This is a genomic window from Pseudonocardia oroxyli (assembly GCF_900102195.1).
Taxonomy (GTDB): domain Bacteria; phylum Actinomycetota; class Actinomycetes; order Mycobacteriales; family Pseudonocardiaceae; genus Pseudonocardia; species Pseudonocardia oroxyli.
Map to the genome: position 1 here is coordinate 100,013 of NZ_FNBE01000022.1, position 21,215 is coordinate 121,227.

Sequence of the window (21,215 nt, forward strand, 5' to 3'; positions counted from 1 at the left end):
GTCACGGCGCGATCAGCGCATGGACCGACGCGGCAGATGATGAGATCATCGATCCTTTATCAGATATTTGTCGACAGCTCCAAGATGCAGGTCTAGATTTTCGACGAACCCGGAAGAAGATCGATCGCTATCTCGTTCGTCGCACACTTGTGTTACGCGCCTCGGGCGCACCCATAGGAACCGCGGCACTACTTCTATCGGCCGCCATACGCGCATCTTCAAAAATGGCCAAGCCGCTGCCCGTGGTAGGAGAGATTGCGGAAGCCGTCGCCGAGTCAGCCTCACAGGAGAATATTGAGGCCGCAGGAGAGTTCATAGCCAAGATTCTAAAATCGAAGACAGACTTGGAGCTCGTCCTCAATCCAGTACAAATCCTAACGGAACAGTTCGTCAGTGACCTGCGGAGTTCAGGCGTCGAAGGGGAGCTGATCGCAGTATTCGTTGACACCTTCGAGCGAAGAGCGGAGCACTTCGGGTTATGGCTTCGCGATCTGCTCTCCGGCAAGTTTGGCTCCATCGTTCCAAACATAGTAGTCACTATCTGCGGACAGAATCCAATCAGCGACGAAGCGTGGGCGGAATTCCAGCCGGTGCACACACACTTTCCCCTTGAAGTGTTCTCAGCGGCAGAGGCGACACAGCTACTCCAACGAAATGGGATCTTCGATAAGCGACTGATTGATTCAGTTATCGAGCTGACCGGAAGACTTCCCGTATTGGTCGGAATGCTAGCACAGAGCTCGCCTTCGACAGATGCGCTTGTCGACCCAACAGAAACGGCAGTGGACAGGTTCCTAAAGTGGGAGTCCGATGAACACCGCCGAACGGCCGCCCTCAAATCGTCCATTCCTCGGCGATTAAACCTAGACATCCTCCAAGAGCTGTCAGATGATCCCAAGGAATTGGCCGATTGGCTGAAATCTCTAGCGTTCGTCAGCAGCGATGGTGGAACACTGAAATATCATGATGTCGTCCGCGCTTCAATGCTTAAGGTCCAGCGACTGCAGCATCCGACTCGATATCACGAAGCGCACGGGCGACTCGCCGCCTATTTTAGGCGTATTCGTGCCGAGATGACCAACCGAAGAGGCCCGGATGCGCGGCAGGCGCAGGATGCCTACTGGTATCACCACATATGCGCTGCACCGAGCGAGATCACCCTTGATCAACTTGAAAGACGGACTTGCTTCATGATTTCACTCGGACCTACGTCACTCGAGGGATGGGTCTCAACTCTTCGGGAAGCTGCCCGAGACTCCGGATCTGACGTGATCCAGGCCTACGCGACTCGACTAGCTGCGGCGACAGAGGCACCACAGGACGTTGACGGCCTGATCGCCTACCTGGGACGAATTATCGATGATCCAAGGCGAGAACTTCTCACACAGCGCTCCGCCCTCATGGAGAGAGCACCACTCCTAGAGACGGTACGCAGCTATGATGCGGCGCTCGCCGACTATGAGAAACTTCGCGAGATGGCGGAGGACTCAATAATCTGGCCGATAGCTTGCTCTCGAGTCTTGATCTACGCGGGTCGATATGACGACGCAGTCAGGACGCTGGACGGCGTTACGGCGGAAGAAGGCGCCCTGCCGAGGCTACTAGAACAGAAGGCCCGCGCCCTAAATGCGACTCGCAGATTTGCGGAGGCCGACCTACTCCTGAGCGAGGCTATCGAGTTGAGCCCCACTCAAGGCTCGCTATTTTCACTGCGCTCCAAGACGAGACGCCTGCTTGGCAGGCTTGACGAGGCCCTACTGGACGCCGAACGTGGCATCTCCCTGAATCCAGAGAACCCTGCCCGCATCGTATTTCGAATCGACTGCCTCGAAGCGCTCGGGGACTATTCCGCAGCCCTCGAGTGCGCTCGACAGATTCGGGCAATGCGCCCCCAGAACCCCTACTATGCCTCGGTGTTAGCGCGAGCCCTAAGCGATACTGGGGATTACGACGAAGCTTTGGAGCTCTTCGGTCAGGTCGACGTCAATTCTCGACAGTTCGCCGATACCATGTTCAATATCGGAGAACTCCACAGATTCAACGATCGTCTGAGTAAAGCCAGACAAGCATACGCGTCCGCTCTCAGCGCGAGCGACGAAGACCTTGCCAAACGGGATTGGGTGCGACTCCGACTAGCAGAACTGGACAGATTCGAGCACCGATACGCAGAAGCCTATGAAGAATTGCTGTCGATCGACACATTAGAGGGACTAGAGGAAATTTGGAGGCTGTATACAATTATTACGACAGCGACGGTCTCCAAGGACCCACTCGACGACACGAACGAACGGCGACGACTGGCATCGATCCTACGAGACCTGCCCGATAGGCCAGACTACGAAGACACGGGGAGTTACCACTTCAATGCCGCCCTCGGGCGAATCGCTCTGGGAGAGACCGAGGCAGCAAGGTCAGAATTTGAAGCTTTCCTATCCTGCACTCGAAGCGCTTATACAAATATGCAGGCACGAGTACTGCTCACTGAGTGCGTCGCCGCCCATACCGACAGGCAGGACGTTCTCAATCGCATGCTGATCTCCTTGGAGCGCTGATTTCCAAGCTCGCCTAGACGATATTAAAAAGTCCGATCGTAACGACGCCTCGCGCGGCAGAGCAGTAGACGACCGCAGGTCGACCAAGGATCCAAAACGCTACCCGGTGTCTCCGGCTCGGCGCAGTCGCTGTGGCATGGCTCGACCAATTTGACCTGCTGCACGCTGGTCTGTCTCGGAGAACCAGGCGGAGTATGTGCGTAGCGTCGTCGTGCCGCCGCTACCCGTGGCCCAAGCGGCCCGCGACCGTTCGCGGGTCAACGCCCGCAGCAATGAGCTCCGTCGCCGAGTAGTGGCGGAGTTTGTGGTAGGTGGTGTCTATGCCGAGGCGGGTGACCCTGCGGTCCTAGCGCTGGGTCACGCTGTCCGGGGTCATGAAGGTCGAGCCGTCGGGGGCGCCGGGAAGGGGTAGGCGTTCGGTCGAAGCTTGGCGCCCAGCTGCTCGCAGCGGGCCTCCAGGCGCGCAACATGCTCCTTCAGCACCGCTACCGTCTCGTCGTCGAGGGCAATGCGGCGTTGCTGGTGAGTCTTGAGATCGCCTTCATCCCAGCCCCAGCCGGGCTCGCGGCGGATGGCTCGGTCAAGCCAGAGGGTCTCGCGGCCGGGGTGAGTCCACCGACTCCAGCTTCGCTGCGCAGAGCTCGCCGCGGCGGACGCCCGTCGTCATCACCGAATCGCCTTCTTGAACGCGCCGGACAGGATGAAATGGATATGGCGGATCGTCGTGGCCGCCAGTGGCTTGCAGCGGTGCGGGCGGCGCTCGTTGATCTGGTGGACGAAGCGGACGCGGACCGCCTCAGCCTCCTTCTCGACCTGCGGGCCCGGCCGGTCGATCTCGATCAGCTCGTGGCAGCGCTTCGACAGCGGGTCGACCCCGGCGTAGACGCGGACGCGCAGTGCGCCGCTCGGGAGCTTCTCGATGCTGCCCGTCGCGCGCTTGCTGTGGGTGCCCGGCTTGCCTGCCATGGAACGGGAGTTTGCGATTTCTTGCCATGCAGTGCTAGTCGACGAATTTTCCGTGGCCTTATCGTAACACCATCGCGGTCTTTATCGAATAAGTTCTTGTCGGCGCTGGACGCTAGGATGATCGCGTGGAGCAGGACGAGGTCACCGAGACTGATGATGAGTGGTTCGAGCGGCGTGAGGCCATCGCCGAAGCCATCATCGCGACGGAGCCGACGAGCCTGCGCGAGTACGCCGAGACTCCCAAGTACCCGGACGAGTACTGGGGAGACCTCGACTTCGAGCGCTACCTTCACACGGGGTGCTCCATCCGTGCGGGCAACTTCATCGTCAACGATCCCTGGAAGCTCGCTGCGACCCTGCGCGTAATGGGTGTCCGCTGCCCCGTGCGTGGTTGCTTCCTCGCCGATTGCTTCAGGTTCCCGACGGGTGAGGGGTCCGCGAATTTTCTTGCCATCTCCAACAACCGGCGCGGTGAGAGCAAGGGGTGCTTTCTGCTGTGGCAGTTCTCGATGCCGAGAGGCATGATGCAGTACCTCGCAGCTTCTTGTAGGTGCGGCTCGGCCCGCCTGAAGACCTTCTGGCTGCTGCGTGCGGCCGAGGCAACCTGCGGCTACTACTCAGACGTCGAGCTTGCTATTCAGCCCATGGAGATCCAGCGCGGTGTGCGGAGCGGGGTGTTCATCCCGGCGCCGGCGGCGTGGCGCCCAAAGAAGTCGTCGTCGCGGCCTGGTAACGTCCAAACCTGACACGAACAGCCGTCCGCGCTGCCTCACGGCGAGTGCGACATCCAGCTTCCACGGGGTGTCCCGCCGCAGCCTCCCGGAGATGGACGCCCGGGGACATTCCCTGGAAGGGGTCTGTTCTCCTGTGCCCGAGCTTCTGATGTACGGCATCCTCCTGCTGGCCACGGCGTTGGTCGGTGGCTTCTTCGGCTACCTCAAGTACCGCGCCTACTTGAAGTCGATCGACAAGGTCATCGAGAAGCTGGGTGTTCCCGGCCTCAAGGCCGCCGCCTCGATCGCCAAGCCCACCGCCACACCGTTGCCGAGCGTGCGGTCCCTGAAAGGGCCGAAGGAGCCACCGAGCCAGACCGCGGCGTGACTACGCGGTGCGTACCCGGACGCCCGACTTCTTCGGGTTCGCCACCCGCTCATAGATCGCTGCCCGCACGTCTGGTCCGTCGTCGTGCTTGCTCTTGCCCTTCTTCTGGTAGCCCTTCACCTGGCGGTAGAACTCCGGGTACTTGTGCTTCCAGCCCTGCGGCATGAACACGTGCCTCGTCACCCGCGCGCTCGAGGCCAGGATGCACGCTTCCTTGTTCTGAGTTTGCGGCACGGACTTGACGACGCACCGCACGCTGCCCAGCGCCTTCAGCTCGCGCTCGACGTTGCGCGCCCAGCCGCGGCCACCGTTGTTGCTCTCGATCTCGGCAACGCCGACGCCGTCCTCGTTCAGCGTCTTGGCCACGGCCGGCTCGGTCACCTCCATGCGCTTAAAAGAGGAGACGGCTACCTCGGCAAGAGCTGAGGCCGCCCCGACGCCCGGGTGGTCGATGACGAGATCGCACCCAGGACGTACCCGCATTCCTTCACGCGGCCCTCCAAGGCCAACATCTACGCAGCCCAGGGCCGACATCGTCGAAGAATCGCTCCACCCCTGCGGAGGGAGCGAAGAACTGACCTCCTCCTCCCAAACCGGCACTCCACGGCGCCTCATCGACGAACGAGGATCACAAGACCGAGCCGAGTTCGGCCGACGAGGAGAGCGGTCGCGAGGCCTGCGCAGGCGACGGCCGCAGGAAGAAGAGCGAACGCAACCACGCTGCCGTCGGTTGAGCCCTGAGGCCTTCGCTCGCAGCTTTCGAGATGGCGGCTCTCGTTCGGAGGTAATACGAGGGCCCCATCGTGCTCGTACGGACGCGCCGCGGTGGCGCCGCTCGACCACACAGCGAGGCTGTCGAAGCATCCGCCAGCCGACGAGGCAGCGGCGGCGCTTACCACCTCCCCCACGCGCCGCCCATCCAGAATCTGCCCCTCCTGAACGCAGTCCTTGACCTCCACTCCGAGCCAGACGACGTCCTGCCGCTCCTCGTAGCGGTACTCCGTGCCGCGGCAACCTGCCGCCTCGAGGGCACTGACGAGCGGGTCCGGGATGCTGCGCAGCGCGACGACGCCGAACGGCACCACGAGACAGGTGAGCAGGCCGATGACGAGAAGCACGCGCATGTCGTCAGGCTCACGGCGAGCTCGCGGCGGCGCGACTCCCGCCGAGGGATCTGTGGATAACTTTCCACTTCGTCGTTCACGATCGCGAACGCCACCGTCGTCGCGAGGCAGCTACTCCGGCAGCGACGGTTATCGCAGTTCAGACACTGTGCACGAGGCGCTCGGACTTCGTGCACAGACCACGGCGGACTGCTCCATCTGGAGCAACTCGTTCAGAAAGCCCGCGGCCGCGCACCCTGCCGTGCACGCTGCTCACCTGTTCCCGCGGAGGAGGTGTCGTCGATGGGTGGAGCACGATCTCAATACGATCGCTGCGCGAGAGTGCACGAAGACTGCGCGAGTTCGACCAGGATCGCTGTCGTGGCTCTTCCTCGCGTCGCCTCCACCACGACCGTGCGCCTCGGCGCCGTGATCCTCGGGGCTGCTGTCCTGGCAGCCTGCTCGTCCGCCCCGAGCCCGGCCCCGGAACCTCCCGCTCCTGATCCCTCTGTCGAAGCGCTCGCGGTGTACGCCGACTTCTTCAGGGTCAGCCAGGATGCCAATGCTGCCCCCACCGCACGGGATTGGACCGCCGAGCTGCGTCAGCTCGCACGAGGGCAGGCCCTCGACGCGGCGGTGCTCGATGTGCAGAACTACGCGTCGCTGTCCGCTCGTGTGGACGGGCGGCTCGGGCAGGCTCCCGCCGTCGACCCAGCCGTGCCGGCGACGAACGACAAAGTCTCTGTGCTCGACTGCCTGGACGCGACGGGCGTCCGCGTGCTGACCGCGGACGGGCGTCAACTCGGCGATCAGGCCAACCAGTCCCCTCGCTACCGCTACCGCGCGGAGGTCGTCCGCGACGGCGACCGCTGGTGGGTGGAGCGGGCGATACCGGCACCGGAGGAGCCGTGCTGACCCGGCGCGCCGCGACCGTCGCGACGATCCTGCTCATCGCTCCGGGCCTCGGGCACGCGTCCGCAGCCGCGGCACCGGGGGGCTGCCAGGTGCTTTCGGCGATGGGACTGTGCCTCGTCGAGGCGGCCGATCCTGGGCGACCAGGTGGTCCAGCGGCACCACAATCTGCGGAGCCGGGCCCGCCAGCACGAAATGCATCGGCTGCACCGCGACGCCCGAGCATCGCTCCGAGCCGGGAGATCGCCGAAGCAATTCCGCAGGACCTCGTCCAGAATCTGTTCGGCATCGCCCCGCCCGGCGAGGAACCGGTAGCGAATGCCCCTGCCGCAGGACAGGCGGCTGTCGCCGTCGATCCGGATATTCCCACCAGAATCGCCATCAACCGACTCGAGCTCCAGAAGCCGACCATCCGTCTGTCCGGCCAGGAACAGCTCTACGTCGGCGTGCCGGTATGGCTGTGGATCGACCAAGACCAGGCCGAGGACGACGTGGTGACGGCGGCCGCCGCCGTTGGAGACGCGAACGTCGTAGCAACGGCGCGGCTCACCGGAGTGGAATGGTCGATGGGGCCACCGGATTCGGCCGTCCTCTGTGCCGGACCGGGCACACCGTGGACCGGCGAGCCCGGGCCGTCTCCCGACTGCGGATACACCTATTCCGAGCGCTCGCTGCCGGACAGGACCGCGGGCGTCGGCAGCTGGACGGTCGTGGCGACGGCCGTGTGGCAAGTCCAGTGGGAGGGCGTCTCAGGCGGGTTGCCGGTCGCCGGCGCTGAAGAAGTCCGCCTGGCATCCGAGGTGGAGATCCCCGTGGACGAGGTTCAGGTGCTCGTGAGCGGAGGCGGCCGGTGACGCTGCGACAGCAGACTGCCCGAACCGCCCAGCCCCCGGCGGCGCTGCGCGAGTCGCCGCGACGGCGAGGGCGCCAATTCTACCTCAGCCTGGCCGCAGTCCTGGGTGTGGTCGGGCTGCTCGCAGGCGTAGCCGCCATCTCAATGGTGCGCGAGTCGGAGACAGTGATCGCCGCCAATCGAGACGTCCCCCGCGGTGAGCCGCTGACGGCCGCCGACCTGGTCCAGGTCCAGATCCCCACCGGCACGGGACTCGCGTCGGTTCCGTGGACGCGTCTGCCCGACGTGGTCGGCGTACCGGTCACGGCGTCGGTCGAGCGAGGTCAGCTGATCACGCCGGGTCTTCTGCGGGCCGCGGTGTTCCCTGCGCCGGGGATGGCGGTCATGGAGGTCAGCGGACGTGAGGGCCAGATCCCGACGGAGAGTCTGGGCCCCGGCGACCGTGTACTCATCGTCGATGGTGCCGATGGTCCGGGCGAGTCCGTCGACGGCGAGATCGTTCGGCTGGGAGGGACTGCGGACCGCAGGACGGCGCAGGTGCTGGTGCGAGTGTCCGACGCAGCTGCGGTGGCGCGGACGTCGATGGCGGGCCGTGTCGTCGTCGTCCTGGTGGAGGATCGATGAGCGTCCTGAGCTTCGTCTCGTTCAAGGGCTCCCCCGGCGTGACGACGACGGTGCTGGGGCTCGCGGCGAGCTGGCCTCGCCCGGTCATCGCCCTCGATCTCGACCCGCAGGGTGGCGACATGCTCGTAGGGCTCGGCGGCGGCCGTGTCTCGGCGACAGGTGGAGTCGTCGATGTTCTCGCTGAGGCGCGGCTCGGCGATCTCGCAGGCGCCCTGGGCCGTCACGTAATCCGCCCGGTCAAGCACGGCCCGTTGATGCTGGCCGGGTTCGGCTCCTCGCAGGCGGCGACCGCCGTGGACTGGCGTCGAACGGCCGACCAGCTGGGGTCCTTCTGCGGCGCGGATCTTCTCGTCGACTGTGGGCGGCTCGCACACGGGCACCCGAGCACCGCGATCCTGGACTGCTCGGCAGCCGCATTCGTCCTGACCCGGTCGAACCTCGCCGCAGTCCGGCACGTCGCACGGTCCGCCCCACTCCTAGAGACTTCGGCGGCGCCGCTGCGCCTCGTGGTGGTGGGGCCCGGCCAACCGTATGACGCCGACGAGATCGCCCGTGCCTGCACTCTGCCGATCGCCGCGGCCCTGCCCGACGACCCCGCGGGTGCGCGTCACTGGAGCGGCGGGGTCGAGCCCGGGGCACGGTTCCACCGGGGAAGGCTGCAGCGCGCGTTTCTGCTCGCCGCCTCGAGGCTCGCCGCGCCCGACCACGCCGGGCTGCAGGGATGACCGCGGAGAAAGCTGTCGTCGACGCGATCCGTGGACGGGTGATCGCGAAGCTGGCCGAGCGATCGGCCCGCAGCGGGATGACGGCAGAGGACGAACGCCAGGAACTCCGGGCCCTCATCGAAGAGGAGCTGGAGACGGAGGCGCGTGCGCGTCTCGGCCGCGGACACCCGGTGTTGGCCCGGGAGGACGAGGCCGAGGTCCTCCTGGCCGTCGAGCGCGGGATCTGGGGCCTCGGCCAGTTGCAGGCGCTTCTGGACCTGCCGGATGTCGAGGACATCTACCTGGTGGGTTCCGAGCCGCCCATGGTGCGGCTCAGCAGCGGCGAGATCCGGGTCGCGCGGGATGCCGTCGCCACCAGCGATGCCGAGCTCATCCAACAGATCCAGCACATCGCCGCACACCATGGGACGTCCGAGCGGGCCTTCACCCCCGCTCAGCCGTGCCTCAACATGCAGCTGCCGGACGGCTCGCGGCTGGCGGCGGTCCGGGACGTCGTACCTCGGCCGACCGTGACGATCCGCAAGCACCGACTGCTGGACTTCACGCTCGACGATCTCGTGGCCATGGGGACGCTGTCGGCCGAGTCCGCGCGGTTCATCCGTGCTCTGATCGTCGCCAAGCAGAACATCCTGGTCACCGGCGAGCCCACCTGCGGAAAGACCACCCTGCTCCGCGCCATCGCCCGCGAGATCCCGCCACACGAGCGGATCGCGACACTGGAGACCGAATTCGAGCTCCGCCTCCACCTACTCCACAACGCCTCCCCGTTGATCGTCGCGATGGAGGCCAGACCCGGCTCCACAGAGTTCTCGGGGCGCGGCGGCGAGCGGGCAGGTGAGATGACGCTCTCGGCTCTGCTGCACCAAACCCTCCGCCTCTCCGTGACTCGGGTGATCATCGGCGAGGTCCGCGGTGAGGAGGCGCTCGCCATGCTCGAAGCGATGAACGCTGGGATGCCCGGTTCCATGTGCACCCTCCACGCGGGCTCGTCCGCCGAAGCTCTCGAACGACTCGCCACCGCGGCGCTGAAGGGAGCCGGTTCGGGCTGGTCGGACCGCTTCGTGACCCGCCTCGTGGCCCAGGGGATCGACTACGTCATCCACATGCGCCAACTCGACCACCCGTCTCTCGGTGGACGACGGCGTTTCGTCTCGGAGATCTCCGAGGTCACCGACGTCAACGAGGTCGGACGCATCGCCGTCAACCGGATCTTCGCTCCTGACCTCGGGTCCGAGGACCCACGACCGCGGCTGCAGATGCCCCCGCAGAAGCGGCGGGCCTTCGAGGAGGCCGGCGTCGACCTGGGCTTTCTCAACCGCAGCAACCGGAACGGGGCCGTGCGGTCATGACGTGGGCGACGGTTCTCGGCGGCCTGGCGGGAGCCAGCCTGCTCACCGGGCTGGCCCTTGGGATCGCCGGAGCCCGCGATGTCGCCTTGCCGGCGGCGCGCCGAACGTCCTTGCTCGCGGCCCGGCTCAGGGCGGTCACCTCCGCAGCTCGAGCCCCGGGAAGGGACTGGCGTACCGATCGGGTTCGCATCCTCGCGTGGCTCGCTGCCGGTACAGGGACCTGGCTGCTGTCGGGTTGGCCGGTCGCCGGACTCGCGGTCGCCTGTACCGGGACCTGGCTGCCCTGGCTCCTCGGGTCCGGTCGGGTCGCCCGCGAGCAGATCGACGTCGTCTCCGCGCTGGCGACGTGGTGTCGGCGGATGGCGGACACTCTCAGCGGTGGCGGCGCGGTTGGTCTCGCCCAGGCGATCGTGGTCTCCGCACGCACCGCACCGGAGCCGATCTCCGTCCCGGTCTCCGGGCTGGCCGCGCGTCTCGAGAGCAGCCATGCCGACCAGGACGCCGCGTTCCTCGACTTCGCCGAGACGATCGGCGACCGCGTCGGCGACACCGTCGCGGCCGCACTCGGGCTGGCCCTGCGCCAGCAGAGCACCGGGATCGCGACTGTGCTGCGGCAACTCGCCGACGGTGTGGACCGTGACGTCCGAGCCCGCCGGGAGGTCGAGGCTGACCGGGCCGAGTCGCGACAATCGATCACGACCCTGCTGCTGATCCAGGCAGCGGTCTTCGTCCTCCTGATGTTCGTTCCCGGCTTTGCGGCCGACTACTCGACCGCAGCGGGGCAGGCCGTGATGGCCGTCCTGGTCATCGCGTCTCTGGCGCTGCTGGTCTGGATGCGCCGCATCGCACTCGGGCGACCCGAGCCACGGCTGCTGAGTAGGCCGCGGTGAGTCCACTTCTGCTCGGGGCGCTCTGCGGCGGCCTCCTCGGACTGGCGACCGCGCTGCTCGTGACCGCCCTCCGACCATGGCACCCGAGGCTGGACGACGGCCTTCAGATGCTCGATGACGAACTCCGCCCCACACGTCGGGTGCCCGGCCAGCACGGCGGCCTCCTTCGAAGCTGGACACAGCGGATCCCCACCGGTGTCGACGCTGCAGACCTGACGATCGCATCGACGACCCGGGAGGAGTTCGTGCTCCGGCGGCTCGTCTCGACCCTGAGCTACGCCGCCGCTGGTCCTGCGCTGGCTCTCGTACTCTGGCTGGTCGACGCTGAGCTGCCGGCGGTCGTGCCCGCGACGATCACGATTGCTGCGGCGACGGCCGCCTGGACCGGCGCGGCCCGACAGCTCCGGGACCGCGCCGACGATCTGCGGGACGAGATGCGCTACGCCCTCGTCGCCTACCTCCAGCAGGTCAGCCTGCTGCGACGGGGTGGGGCAGGCGTCGCCACCGCGCTGCTGCAGCCGGCCGGCTACCTCGAGTCGAGCTGGGCGATGCGACGGATCACGCACCATCTCGAGATCGCCACACGTTCCGGCCAGATGCCGTGGTACGGGCTCGGGCGACTCGCCGAGGAGATCGACCTCCCCGAGCTCGACGACCTGGCGGATACCGCGCGCAGCGCGGGCGACGACGGTGGTGCGGTCATCGACACCCTGCTCGCCCGAGCCTCCAGCCTGTCCGACGAGCTCCGTGCGGACGCCCGTGCCGAGGCCAACCGCGCGAGTGTCCGCCTCAGCACCCCCGGGGCGATGCAGGTCTTCCTGATCGCCGCCTGGGTCCTCTACCCCGCCACGACAACGCTGCTGACCAGCTGATTCTTGAGGAGGCTCCGATGAGGTCGCTCTATCACCGTCTGTCGCTGTTCGTGAGCGAGGCCTTCCTCGCCCTGCACGATCGCATCGGGCCCGTCGACGAACGCGGCGGGGGCCGCAACTCCGACGAAGGGTTCCACATCGGAGCGGGAGCCGTGATCGGCGCTGCGATCGCGGCAGGTGTCGGCGCCTACATCGCCAAGAAGATGGGTGCCCTGGAGTGACAGCGCTCGAGCGTGAACGTGGCGGAGCCGTCAGCACCCAGTTGGCGCTGCTGTGGAGCGGAACGCTGACACTCGTGCTGGCCGGGGTGCAGATCTCCCTCTACGCCTTCGCGTCGCAGATGGCGATGACCGCGGCCGAGGATGGTCTGCGGAGCGGGCGCTACTACGGCATCGAGTCCGCGGCAGAGGCCGAGTCCACTGCACTTCGGTTCCTGGAGCGATCGGCGTCCCGTGTCCTGCTCGAGCCCCGCGCGGAGGCTGTCATCCAGCCCGACGGCTCCCTCGACGTCACCGTCAGTGGCAGCGCTCTGACGGTGCTTCCCCTCGTGGATCTCGCGATCGCTCGGACTGCCCGGGGCGCCGTCGAGAGGCCTGCCGCATGATGCCTCCTGATCATGAGCGGGGCGGTGGGCCAGCTGTGGAGGCCGCGCTCGTCGCGGGCGTCCTGGGTCTTGTGCTGACCTTCGGCATCGCCACCATGCGGCTGACCTTGGCCGAGGCGACGACCGATCACGCGGCCCGCGCCGCCGCGCGGCTCGCCTCGATCCAGCGGAACCCGGCGGGTGCGGCTACCGAAGCCGCCGACGCCGCACGAGCCGTCTTCGACGATCGCGGGATTCGTTGCCGCACAGTGGATGTGTTCACCTCCGCGACGGGCGGCTCCGTCCGTGCGGTCGTGCGTTGCGAGGTCGACTGGTCCGACCTTGCGCTCCCCGGCGCGCCAGGAAGCTTCACCACCGAGGCGACCGCTGTCAGCGTGATCGACCGATATCGGGAGGCGCCATGATCGCAGCGGACGACCGGGAACGCGGCGGGGGCGTCATGACCGCCCCTGCCGCGATCCTCGTCCTCGCTCTGGTCCTGTGTGTCGGGCTCGGCGTGGACGGCGTGCGGAAGGCCCAGCTGCTCGCCGCTGTCACCGCTTCCGCTGAGGAAGCCGCACGGGCAGGCGGCCAGGAGCTCGACACCGTCGCGCTGCGCCGCGGCCTCGTCGAGCTCGACGAGGACCGCGCCCGTGCCGCGGCGCTGAATCATCTCGCCGAAAGCGGCGTCACGGGAGCGATCACCATCGTGGACGGCGGCGTCCGCGTCCGGGCCACTGGGACGCGTCCCGCGGTCTTCCTGGGACTCATCGGCATCGGCGAGCTGACCGCGGAAGGGTTCGGTGAGGCACGACCGGTCGTCATCCCCAGCGGAGACGAAGGATGATCGCCCGGCCCTGCCGAGGGCTGGTCGCGCTCGTGCTCCTCGTCGCGATCCTGGCCGGGCTCCCGTGGGCTCTGCTCGCGCTGGGCATGCCATACCTCCCCGACCACCTGCCGAGCGTCGCGGAAGCCTCCGCCGCTCTCTACGGCATCCAGGACGGTCGGCTCCTTCTCGGCGCGCTCGTCGTCGGGGGCTGGCTGGCGTGGGTGTACCTGGTCGTCTCGACGGTCATCGAACTCGTTGCTGCACTTCATGACCAGACCCACAGGCCCCGGCCCGGACGTCGGAGGGCAGGGCGAGCGCTCACTGGTGTCCTGGTCATGTGGCTAATGGCGGCGTTCACCTCCCAGGCGGTGGCCGCACCCGCCCTCGCCGCGCCCGTCACGAGCACGGCGCCCGGCCGGCTCGACGCCGAACATGAACAAACCGCGGGTCCGCAGTACACGGTGAGAGATCGAGACACGTTGTGGGACATCGCCTCCCGCGAGCTCGGCGATCCTCTCCGCTGGCGCGAGATCCTCGAGATCAACGTCGGACGAGAGCAACCAGACGGCGGCCGACTGACCACCGGAGCGCTCCTGCGCACCGGCTGGATCCTCGAGCTACCGGTCGCTGCGCCACCGCCCGACGTCGTGACCGTTCGGCGCGGCGACACCCTCGCCGCGATCGCGGCACGAACCCTGCACGACTCCGCCCGGTTCCCCGAACTTTTCGACGCGAACGTCGGCAGGCCCCAGCCCGACGGCCAGACGCTGCGCGACGCCAACGTCATCCGCCCGGGCTGGCTTCTCCGCATCCCCCAAGCCGGACCCCCCGGGACGGTCGACATCGTGCCGCCACCTCATGAGCAGCCGAGGACCAGCCAATCGCCGTCGGCGCAACCCACCACGCCACAGCCCACCACTCCCCCATCGACGACCACGACAGTCAGCGCACCGACACGAACACCTCCGCCGACAGTGGCGCAGTCCCCGCCGGCCGACAGCGACCCGTCCGCCGCGATCATCACCTGGGGTGGCGCCGGTCTGGCCGCCGCAGGCATCGTGGGCGCCCTCGCGCTTCTACGACGTCGCCAACAACGGGCACGCCGCTACCGCCACCAGATCGCCGTGCCCTCATCAGAACCCGGACGCTATGAGGTCGCCGCAGCCGAAACGGCCAGACCGTCCGACGCCGATCTCATCACCCTGGCCCTGTGCAGCCTCCCTGCAGACACCGACCCGCCCGACCTTCGCGCAGTCATGCTCCACCCAGACGGCGTCGAGCTCGATTTCGCCGACCAGACCCAGCTGCCTCCGCCGTACCTCGTCGGGGCATCGGCGACGAGCTGGCTCCTTCCAGTCGAGTCCGGCCTCGCCCTGCCCGACGAACCGCTCAACCCATACCCGGCCGTCGTGGCCATCGGCGCCGCACCGGGAAGACTGCACCTCATCGACCTCGAGCACCACGGCGTCGTCCACCTCGACGGACACCCCGAGCGCGCACGAGACCTCCTGCGAAGCATCGTCGTCGAGCTCGGCACAAGCCGATGGGCCGACGCCACCGAGATCATCACGAACGGCCTCGACCCCGACCTGGCCCGCCTCCCCTACAGCCGCGTCCGTCATCTCCCCCATCCGGCCGACGCAGTCGCCACCGGCACCCAGAAGCTACGACTGGTCGAAAGCTGCCTCGCACCCGACGACGTCGTCGTGACACGCCGCCGAGCCGAGCCATGGAGCGACGCCTGGGTGGTCACCGTCGTCGCGCTCGCAGACCTCGACGCGCACGAAGACCTCCCCGAACTCCTCGCGCACCTGCACTCCGGCCCACGACGCTCGGTCGTCTTCCTCCTCGCCAACGGCCCCACCGACCTCGCCGGCTACCGAATCCACGTGCACGAAGACGGCGCGATCACGACTCCCGACACCACGCCCGAGGGCCTGATCGCGGAGCAGATGAGCGCCACCTTCGCGACGAACCTCCTCGACGTCATCGGCACGACCTACGCTCCCGACCAACCCGTCCCGGCCGCAGCTGAAGACCAGCAGTCGTGGGCCACGGACATGGCCGCCGACGGCGCCTGGACACCCCCGGCCGTAGACGTGACGAACCCCTGGCAGCAGACGATGTTGTTCGACGCGGCACCCAGACCGGAATCCCCACCACCAGCAGAGGAGCCAACCGAGCTACCCCAGCCGACGTCACCGGTCGTCGATCCGGCAGTCGAGAGAGCCCTGCAGCGTGTTCAGCGCGACGACCCCGACCTGGACGCCGACCTCGCCCGGTGGCACTCCTCCGACACCCCGCCCAACCCGCTCGTCGGCATCCTCGGGCCACCGCTGATGCGCGCCCCCGGCACCGTGCCCGCCAGCCGACGACCCTGGTTCCTCGAGATCGCCGTCTACCTCGCGCTCCACCCCCGCGGCGTCAGCGCCGACAAACTCGCCACCGACCTCTGGCCCGCAGATCGACAAGCCAAAGAGTCCACCGTCCGTCGCGCCCTCGTGGACGTCCGCGCATGGGCAGGTCACGCCCCCGACGACCCCAACGACTTCTACCTCCCCGCCGGAACACCGGGCGTCGCCACCCAGTACCGCCTGACCCGATTCCTGCTCGACTGGGACCTCTTCCGCCGCCTCCGCAAACGCGCCAACGCCCTCGCCAAAGCAGGCCGCGTCGAAGACGCCGTCGCCGACTACAGCGCCGCGCTCCAACTCATCCGCGGCCCGATCCTGCGCTCCGAACGCGAACACGGCTACGGCTGGCTCCGCAACCCCGACCAGCACCTCGACTCGATCATCCCCGGCTGGGTCGTCGACACCGCCCACGAACTCGTCGACCTCACCCTCGAACACCGCGACCTCGACACCGCCCGATGGGCCGCTGAAGCCTCCCGCCTCGCCGACCCGGACCTGACCCACGACCGCCCACTCCTCGACCTCATGCGCATCGCCCACGCCGAAGGCAACCTCGCCGAGATGCGCGAACACGCCGACCTCCTGCTCTCCGAACGCGGCTTCGAAGTCGGAGAAGACCTCCCCTCCGAGAGCTTCGCCGTGTTCCACGAACTCTTCCCCCACGGCATCGACGGACGCCGATGATCGCCGTTGTGGTGAGCTCGGTTGTGGGAGCAGGACTCTGCAGCGCAGGAGGATTGAAGCTGGCGAACCGGTTCGCCAAGACGCCAGAGGGCTGGCGGTGGGTGGCCGAGCTCAGCGTCATGACGGCGATACTCGCCATCACGTTCGGCATCTGCCTTTCCCGACACGGGATCGCGGCCACGCTGCTCTTATTGCCCCTTGCGGTGTTGGGCAGCGCCGCAGCAGCGGTCGACGCCCGTCAGCTCCGACTCCCCGATCCCCTCGTCACCTCCCTGGCCCTCACCACGATCCCCGTGCTCGTCCTCGCTAGGCCGATCCTCGGCAGTGACCCCGCAGCAGTGAACCCGGTCCTTCTCTGGGGACTCGCACTGTCGGGCACGCTGCTGGTCCTGATCCCAGCAGGCTGGGGCTGGGGCGACGCGAAGCTCGTCCCGATCCTCTCGTGCTGGATAGGCATCGCCGGCATCCCCGCGGCCCTTGCCGCAGCCACCTACTCAGCAATGTCAATCGCCATGCTCGCCGTCTGGCGCTCGCACTGGGATGGCGCAGGTACAGCGATCCCGTACGGGCCTGCCATCGTTGCGTCGACGTTGATCGCCTGGGCAACGGCTTGATCGCGAACGCGCACGTCACTACGAAGGCGTCCATCCTTTCGAGCGCGGCACCGCGTCCCGGGGGACAGACTCACCGCCGGACACGAGCCCGTCCTCCCGCTGGCGACCCTCGGCCCGGTAGGTCTCACCGGCACCGGGGCAACATGGAGGGTGGTTTCCCCACACCCATCGCGAGGAAACAACGCTGCTGAACGCCAGCTCCAGAGATCTAGTGGACGCGAAATGTCCGCGATCGGTCTCGCCAACTCAGCTCGTCAGCAGCACTGGTGCAGGCAAGTTGCTCGCCCACTTTTCAGATTGGTCCGAGTACCAACCTTGCCGAAGCTGGCCCAGGCGGCCAGACCGGACCAGAGAGTCGCATTGCTTTCGAATTTCACGAAGCCCTCGACCAGAGGATTCGTCCCCGGCAGCGACGAAGAGTAGGACACGCCAAGGGTCGAATGCCTCCACTCCGTTGACGATGTCGACGTCGACTACGCTGTCGTCGGCCAGAGTGAATCGACATCCGACGTCGTGGAACTCATACGCGACATCACTCTCGATCAAGCCCGCCTTCGAAATCTCTCGCCATCCGTATCGGCCCATCAGGCCTCTCACCCCGCCGGAGCTCATTCCGGAACCTTCTAGGGATCTCCGGACGCGACCCAAGGCATCCAGGTACTTTTCAACGTCATTCATCAACCTCACCACGACGCCCCGCACTGTACTCAGCGTCCCGCTGACGTGGAGAAGTCAGGGGAACGTCTCCGCGCTTGTCAAGATTTTCGAAGGAAGAAGCGAGTCATACTTTGGCGACCATTCGCCGAACCCATAAAGCGCCCTAAGGGCACGTTCTATTCGAATCGGGGCAACCATCTTGCGAGTGGGGAGTAGTAACTCCTCCTCGTGTGTCGCCAGCCTCCGCCGCCTACCTGAATGGTCGACCACGAATGTCTTCGGTGGAAATCCAACAGCTTCCCTGTAGGCGGGCAATGGAACTCCCTCGGGCACTTCAGTCGCGCCAAGAGGTGACCAGTCGCCGTTCTCGATCAGAGCGTCGAAGGTTAAGCCCAGGAGGACGACTTCAAGGTTGACAATCGCACCTAGGAGGCCCTCTCGGCTCCGCGCTACTCGCTCATAGACTGCGAGGTAAATGGCGTGCTTATAGTCCGCTACGATCTGAGCCGGGCTTACATACTCGTCACCCACAGGCAGAAGGAATACGTCTCCAGTCGAGGCTTGAGAATCTCGACTCACCATAGGTCGCCTCCCGCTGCACGGTAACGTGCATCACTCATCTGATGCCTCCTGTTGGCGAGGCCGCCGCCAGGCCAGCCCTGTTTCCGGGTTCACCTTTCGACTACCAAGTAATAAGCGCGATTAGAACTCCATCACTGCTCGCAGATTCGAGACTACAGCTCAGTTAGTCACACGCGTCTTCACTTTTCTTCATAGGAGCCAATTCGATCTGACTTTGCCTGGCAGTCAGTCGGACACTCTCGCGTATCCAAGCACCGCGACTTTGATTTCTTCCCCGACCTTTGGCCATTCTGTCGCAGGCAAATTTAGGTCGTGGATATTCAGGTCGTCAATGTAGCCGTACCACCCGCCAGACATCTGGACCCGAATGCCGCCGTACGGAGGATAGGAAACCACCGTCGCCCTGGTCACGGTTCCCCGAGGCAGTCTATCCACGGTCATCATCCACGAGGCAGTCTATCCACGGTCATCATCCACTCCATGGGAATCTCCGGAATCGATTGGTATCGCTGAAGGCTCGGCTATAGCTGATGTATTCGGCGTCATCGTCCGCATATCCCCCCTCCAGGATGTCCACGTCTCCCCGCTCCGCCATTCCGCGAAGTCATGACGCGGGAACATCGACCCTGAAGCCTACATCGTGAGTGCCCCCGTGAGTCTCGAGGTACATGGGTGCAGTCTTTGGGTTCCCGAAGTTTGCACCACTGTCCAGCCGTCGCCGCCTGCTTCGTTGTACCCCCTTCGATAACGGGGGTCGGACGATCGTCGACCACCAATGTCAACTCTCTCCACCAGCTTCAACCTGGCCGCCATTAACGCGGTCTAAATACCAGACATGGTGGGGCTCAACGAGACGGCCGGTCCGCACGAGTTGGCCACAATGCAATCTGATCTCGTCGACGGATGGTCGAGCACCATCCGATTCCACGGAGAAGTGATCTTGAAACTTCCAAGGATCGAAATCCTCAAGGCCCTCGTACAAGTCGACTTCGACTACGCGTCCACCCGGAATCACGAACCGACATCCCGCACCGTGAAAGTCGTACTCAAGACCACCTTCAAGGCGCCCGGACTTCTCAATTTCGCGCCGCCTGTACTGTCTCCTGAGGTCGGCGACACCCTCCGAACGAATAGCGAGCGAGAAGCGTTCGCACGGCCATCAGTCCTTCGAGGCAAATCTCCACCTCGTTCACGCCGATGCATCTCACTTGTAGCCGATCCCTCGGGGCCTCTTGATGGATGCGGTCTTCAGGTCCCGAAGTGTGCGCCACCGTCCAGGCAGTCGTCGCCCGCCTAGTTGCAACTCTCGGGGAAGTCTTGCTCGTCAAGGCCGTCCTCTGGTGCACTAATTCCGCTCTCCGGTCAACCGAGACCCACACCCCAGAACCAGACGAGCATCGCGGCGCCTAAACGTGCACACGCGAACTAGCTCTTGCCGGTCTCGTAGAGGAGCATGCCAGACCTTTCCCCATCTGCAAGATATTCGGCGACAATGCTGGCATGCGCCTCATCACGTGCGTCAACTGCCAGAAGGCTCGCCGATGACCATTCATAGATGGATTGCAGAGACTCCAGCCCCCGCACGATTTCGTCCCTGAAGACCAGATTCGATCGCTCAAAGAAGACTCGGAACACATATCGTCCGGATGGAGAGAGAACCGACCGCACTAAGCTCGAGTCGTCAACTTCCACCACGTCACCTAGCGCTAGATCGTAGACGAAGAACGGAATGCAGCACAGCTCGAACTGATCGGCACCAATCCTGCGAGCCCACAGCTGCTCGGTGGCGATGTCTGTGCCATCCAGTTGAACCTCTGCTGCGATCAGATGGTTGGACCGCGCTCGCCAAACCGGGTCTCGATGCACTGCTTCGCGTACAGCCACTAGTTTAACCTCCACCATGCTGGCGGCCAGGCGCCGCGATATCCGGGGGGACTGCCCAGACTCTGGTTGACCCGTATTGGGTAGATGATCAGGCCGCGTGAGCGGCTGAGGCGAGTATCTCGAACTCGACTGGGGTGAGTCGGCCGAGGCTGTCCTGGCGTCTTCGACGATGGTGGGTGGACTCGATCCAGGTCACCATCGCGAGCCGAAGCTCGTCGCGGGTCGACCAGTGTCGGCGGTTGAGCACGTTCTTCTGCAGCAGGCTGAAGAAGGACTCCATCGCGGCGTTATCGGCGCAGGTCTCGACTCGGCCCATCGACGGGACTGTCAACTGTCCGGTGTAACTGGGGTTGGTTGAGGGCTATCGGCGTCCGGCGGACAGGCGTCCGTCGAAGGTGATGTCGAAGGCGTTCAGGGCTGGTTTCCAGCGGATCGCCCAGCGGCGTTGCCCGGCGCCGGTGGGGTCGAGGCTCATGATCGCCATGTAGACGCACTTGAGCGCAGCGGCCTCGTTCGGGAAGTGCCCGCGCGCCTTGACCGCGCGGCGGATCCGAGCGTTCACGGACTCGATGGCGTTGGTGGTGCAGACGATCTTGCGGATCTCGACGTCGAAGTACAGGAACGGCACGAACTCCGCCCACGCGTTCTCCCACAACCGCACGATGGCCGGGTAGCGCTCGCCCCAGGTCTCGCAGAACTCGAGGAACCGCTCGGTGGCCGCGGCCTCGGTCGGAGCGGGAGCGGTGTAGACCGGCTTGAGGGCCTTCGCGACGGCCTCGTAGTGCTGGCGCCCGGCGTAGCGGAAGCTGTTGCGCAGCAGGTGCACCACGCAGGTCTGGGTGATCGTCTGCGGCCAGACCTGCCCGATCGCCTCCGGCAGCCCCGTCGCAGACGACCATGAGCACGTCACCGACGCCGCGGTTGCGGATCTCGGTCAGCACGTGCAGCCAGTACTTCGCACCCTCCCCACCGGCGGCGGGGTCACCGGCCCACAGGCCCAGGATGTCGCGCTGCCCGTCGA

At 65.9% G+C, this 21,215-nt stretch carries 24 protein-coding genes and 2 pseudogenes; 16 read left to right on the forward strand and 10 right to left on the reverse strand.

Translation table 11 applies throughout. The annotated features are described in order from the left end of the window. The first annotated feature begins 224 nt into the window (after positions 1 to 224). The gene (locus tag BLS43_RS26880; RefSeq protein WP_176921572.1) at positions 225 to 2,552 is read left to right on the forward strand and encodes a tetratricopeptide repeat protein; all 2,328 of its coding nucleotides are present in this window, start codon (positions 225 to 227) and stop codon (positions 2,550 to 2,552) included. Positions 2,553 to 2,772: 220 nt separating this feature from the next. On the opposite strand, the gene BLS43_RS32195 is transcribed toward BLS43_RS26880, so the two are convergent. Continuing rightward, a complete protein-coding gene (locus BLS43_RS32195) occupies positions 2,773 to 2,874 on the reverse strand; it encodes a tyrosine-type recombinase/integrase (RefSeq protein WP_218130031.1) in 102 nt (33 codons plus the stop codon). 344 nt (positions 2,875 to 3,218) lie between these two features. Next, complete coding sequence (locus tag BLS43_RS30275) at positions 3,219 to 3,518, reverse strand: hypothetical protein (RefSeq protein WP_176921573.1); 300 nt, start codon at positions 3,516 to 3,518, stop codon at positions 3,219 to 3,221. Between the two features lie 125 nt (positions 3,519 to 3,643). On the opposite strand from BLS43_RS30275, the gene BLS43_RS26895 reads away from it, so the two are divergent. Together BLS43_RS26895 and BLS43_RS26900 are read left to right on the forward strand one after the other, a co-directional pair. Beyond that, positions 3,644 to 4,264: a hypothetical protein gene (locus tag BLS43_RS26895; protein ID WP_093089504.1), complete on the forward strand. Its 621-nt coding sequence runs from the start codon at positions 3,644 to 3,646 to the stop codon at positions 4,262 to 4,264. Positions 4,265 to 4,343: 79 nt separating this feature from the next. Next, entirely contained in the window at positions 4,344 to 4,619 is a 276-nt protein-coding gene (locus BLS43_RS26900) for a hypothetical protein (RefSeq protein ID WP_143030243.1), read from the forward strand. On the opposite strand, the gene terL is transcribed toward BLS43_RS26900, so the two are convergent. Together terL and BLS43_RS30285 are read right to left on the reverse strand one after the other, a co-directional pair. Beyond that, positions 4,620 to 5,234, reverse strand: a complete 615-nt coding sequence (terL, locus tag BLS43_RS30280) for a phage terminase large subunit (protein WP_342741210.1) — start codon at positions 5,232 to 5,234, stop codon at positions 4,620 to 4,622. Beyond that, on the reverse strand, positions 5,231 to 5,743 hold the full coding sequence (locus BLS43_RS30285; protein WP_176921575.1) for a hypothetical protein: 513 nt from the start codon (positions 5,741 to 5,743) through the stop codon (positions 5,231 to 5,233). The genes terL and BLS43_RS30285 overlap by 4 nt, the downstream gene beginning before the upstream one ends. Before the next feature lie 504 nt (positions 5,744 to 6,247). On the opposite strand from BLS43_RS30285, the gene BLS43_RS26910 reads away from it, so the two are divergent. The 13 genes from BLS43_RS26910 to BLS43_RS26970 are packed head-to-tail and all read left to right on the forward strand — an operon-like array spanning position 6,248 to position 17,071. After that, on the forward strand, positions 6,248 to 6,637 hold the full coding sequence (locus BLS43_RS26910) for a hypothetical protein (RefSeq protein WP_093089507.1): 390 nt from the start codon (positions 6,248 to 6,250) through the stop codon (positions 6,635 to 6,637). Next, on the forward strand, positions 6,631 to 7,488 hold the full coding sequence (locus BLS43_RS29675; protein ID WP_143030245.1) for a hypothetical protein: 858 nt from the start codon (positions 6,631 to 6,633) through the stop codon (positions 7,486 to 7,488). The genes BLS43_RS26910 and BLS43_RS29675 overlap by 7 nt, the downstream gene beginning before the upstream one ends. Continuing rightward, on the forward strand, positions 7,485 to 8,111 hold the full coding sequence (locus tag BLS43_RS26920) for an SAF domain-containing protein (protein WP_093089509.1): 627 nt from the start codon (positions 7,485 to 7,487) through the stop codon (positions 8,109 to 8,111). The genes BLS43_RS29675 and BLS43_RS26920 overlap by 4 nt, the downstream gene beginning before the upstream one ends. 38 nt (positions 8,112 to 8,149) lie before the next feature. Then, the gene (locus tag BLS43_RS26925) at positions 8,150 to 8,836 is read left to right on the forward strand and encodes a CpaE/TadZ family protein (RefSeq protein WP_143030246.1); all 687 of its coding nucleotides are present in this window, start codon (positions 8,150 to 8,152) and stop codon (positions 8,834 to 8,836) included. Next, the gene (locus BLS43_RS26930) at positions 8,833 to 10,185 is read left to right on the forward strand and encodes a TadA family conjugal transfer-associated ATPase (protein ID WP_093089511.1); all 1,353 of its coding nucleotides are present in this window, start codon (positions 8,833 to 8,835) and stop codon (positions 10,183 to 10,185) included. The genes BLS43_RS26925 and BLS43_RS26930 overlap by 4 nt, the downstream gene beginning before the upstream one ends. Then, complete coding sequence (locus BLS43_RS30290) at positions 10,182 to 11,075, forward strand: type II secretion system F family protein (RefSeq protein WP_093089512.1); 894 nt, start codon at positions 10,182 to 10,184, stop codon at positions 11,073 to 11,075. Before BLS43_RS26930 ends, BLS43_RS30290 begins: the two co-directional genes overlap by 4 nt. Continuing rightward, a complete protein-coding gene (locus BLS43_RS26940; protein WP_143030248.1) occupies positions 11,072 to 11,947 on the forward strand; it encodes a type II secretion system F family protein in 876 nt (291 codons plus the stop codon). Before BLS43_RS30290 ends, BLS43_RS26940 begins: the two co-directional genes overlap by 4 nt. Positions 11,948 to 11,964: 17 nt before the next feature. After that, entirely contained in the window at positions 11,965 to 12,168 is a 204-nt protein-coding gene (locus BLS43_RS26945) for a hypothetical protein (protein WP_093089514.1), read from the forward strand. Further along, complete coding sequence (locus BLS43_RS26950; RefSeq protein WP_143030249.1) at positions 12,165 to 12,551, forward strand: hypothetical protein; 387 nt, start codon at positions 12,165 to 12,167, stop codon at positions 12,549 to 12,551. The genes BLS43_RS26945 and BLS43_RS26950 overlap by 4 nt, the downstream gene beginning before the upstream one ends. Before the next feature lie 35 nt (positions 12,552 to 12,586). After that, positions 12,587 to 12,955, forward strand: a complete 369-nt coding sequence (locus tag BLS43_RS26955; protein WP_093089516.1) for a hypothetical protein — start codon at positions 12,587 to 12,589, stop codon at positions 12,953 to 12,955. Continuing rightward, on the forward strand, positions 12,952 to 13,377 hold the full coding sequence (locus BLS43_RS26960; protein ID WP_093089517.1) for a hypothetical protein: 426 nt from the start codon (positions 12,952 to 12,954) through the stop codon (positions 13,375 to 13,377). The genes BLS43_RS26955 and BLS43_RS26960 overlap by 4 nt, the downstream gene beginning before the upstream one ends. Before the next feature lie 32 nt (positions 13,378 to 13,409). Then, complete coding sequence (locus BLS43_RS26965) at positions 13,410 to 16,457, forward strand: LysM peptidoglycan-binding domain-containing protein (protein ID WP_176921576.1); 3,048 nt, start codon at positions 13,410 to 13,412, stop codon at positions 16,455 to 16,457. After that, the gene (locus tag BLS43_RS26970; RefSeq protein WP_143030250.1) at positions 16,454 to 17,071 is read left to right on the forward strand and encodes a prepilin peptidase; all 618 of its coding nucleotides are present in this window, start codon (positions 16,454 to 16,456) and stop codon (positions 17,069 to 17,071) included. The genes BLS43_RS26965 and BLS43_RS26970 overlap by 4 nt, the downstream gene beginning before the upstream one ends. A gap of 246 nt (positions 17,072 to 17,317) precedes the next feature. Here the strand turns inward: BLS43_RS26970 and BLS43_RS32200 are convergent, their stop codons facing one another. The 6 genes and pseudogenes from BLS43_RS32200 to BLS43_RS26985 all read right to left on the reverse strand — a co-directional run. Then, the gene (locus BLS43_RS32200; RefSeq protein WP_425438577.1) at positions 17,318 to 17,749 is read right to left on the reverse strand and encodes a DUF6896 domain-containing protein; all 432 of its coding nucleotides are present in this window, start codon (positions 17,747 to 17,749) and stop codon (positions 17,318 to 17,320) included. A gap of 54 nt (positions 17,750 to 17,803) precedes the next feature. After that, the gene (locus tag BLS43_RS29685; RefSeq protein WP_143030251.1) at positions 17,804 to 18,259 is read right to left on the reverse strand and encodes a hypothetical protein; all 456 of its coding nucleotides are present in this window, start codon (positions 18,257 to 18,259) and stop codon (positions 17,804 to 17,806) included. An 829-nt stretch (positions 18,260 to 19,088) separates the two neighbouring features. Continuing rightward, positions 19,089 to 19,442 carry a DUF6896 domain-containing protein gene (locus BLS43_RS32205; protein ID WP_425438580.1) on the reverse strand — a complete coding sequence of 118 codons (354 nt, stop codon included), beginning with the start codon at positions 19,440 to 19,442 and terminating at the stop codon, positions 19,089 to 19,091. Positions 19,443 to 19,735: 293 nt separating this feature from the next. Beyond that, entirely contained in the window at positions 19,736 to 20,194 is a 459-nt protein-coding gene (locus BLS43_RS26975) for a DUF4265 domain-containing protein (RefSeq protein ID WP_218130027.1), read from the reverse strand. 88 nt (positions 20,195 to 20,282) lie between these two features. Beyond that, positions 20,283 to 20,513, reverse strand: a pseudogene (locus tag BLS43_RS26980) (integrase core domain-containing protein); the annotation flags it as partial. A gap of 42 nt (positions 20,514 to 20,555) precedes the next feature. Further along, positions 20,556 to 21,215: pseudogene (locus tag BLS43_RS26985) on the reverse strand (IS256 family transposase); the annotation flags it as partial.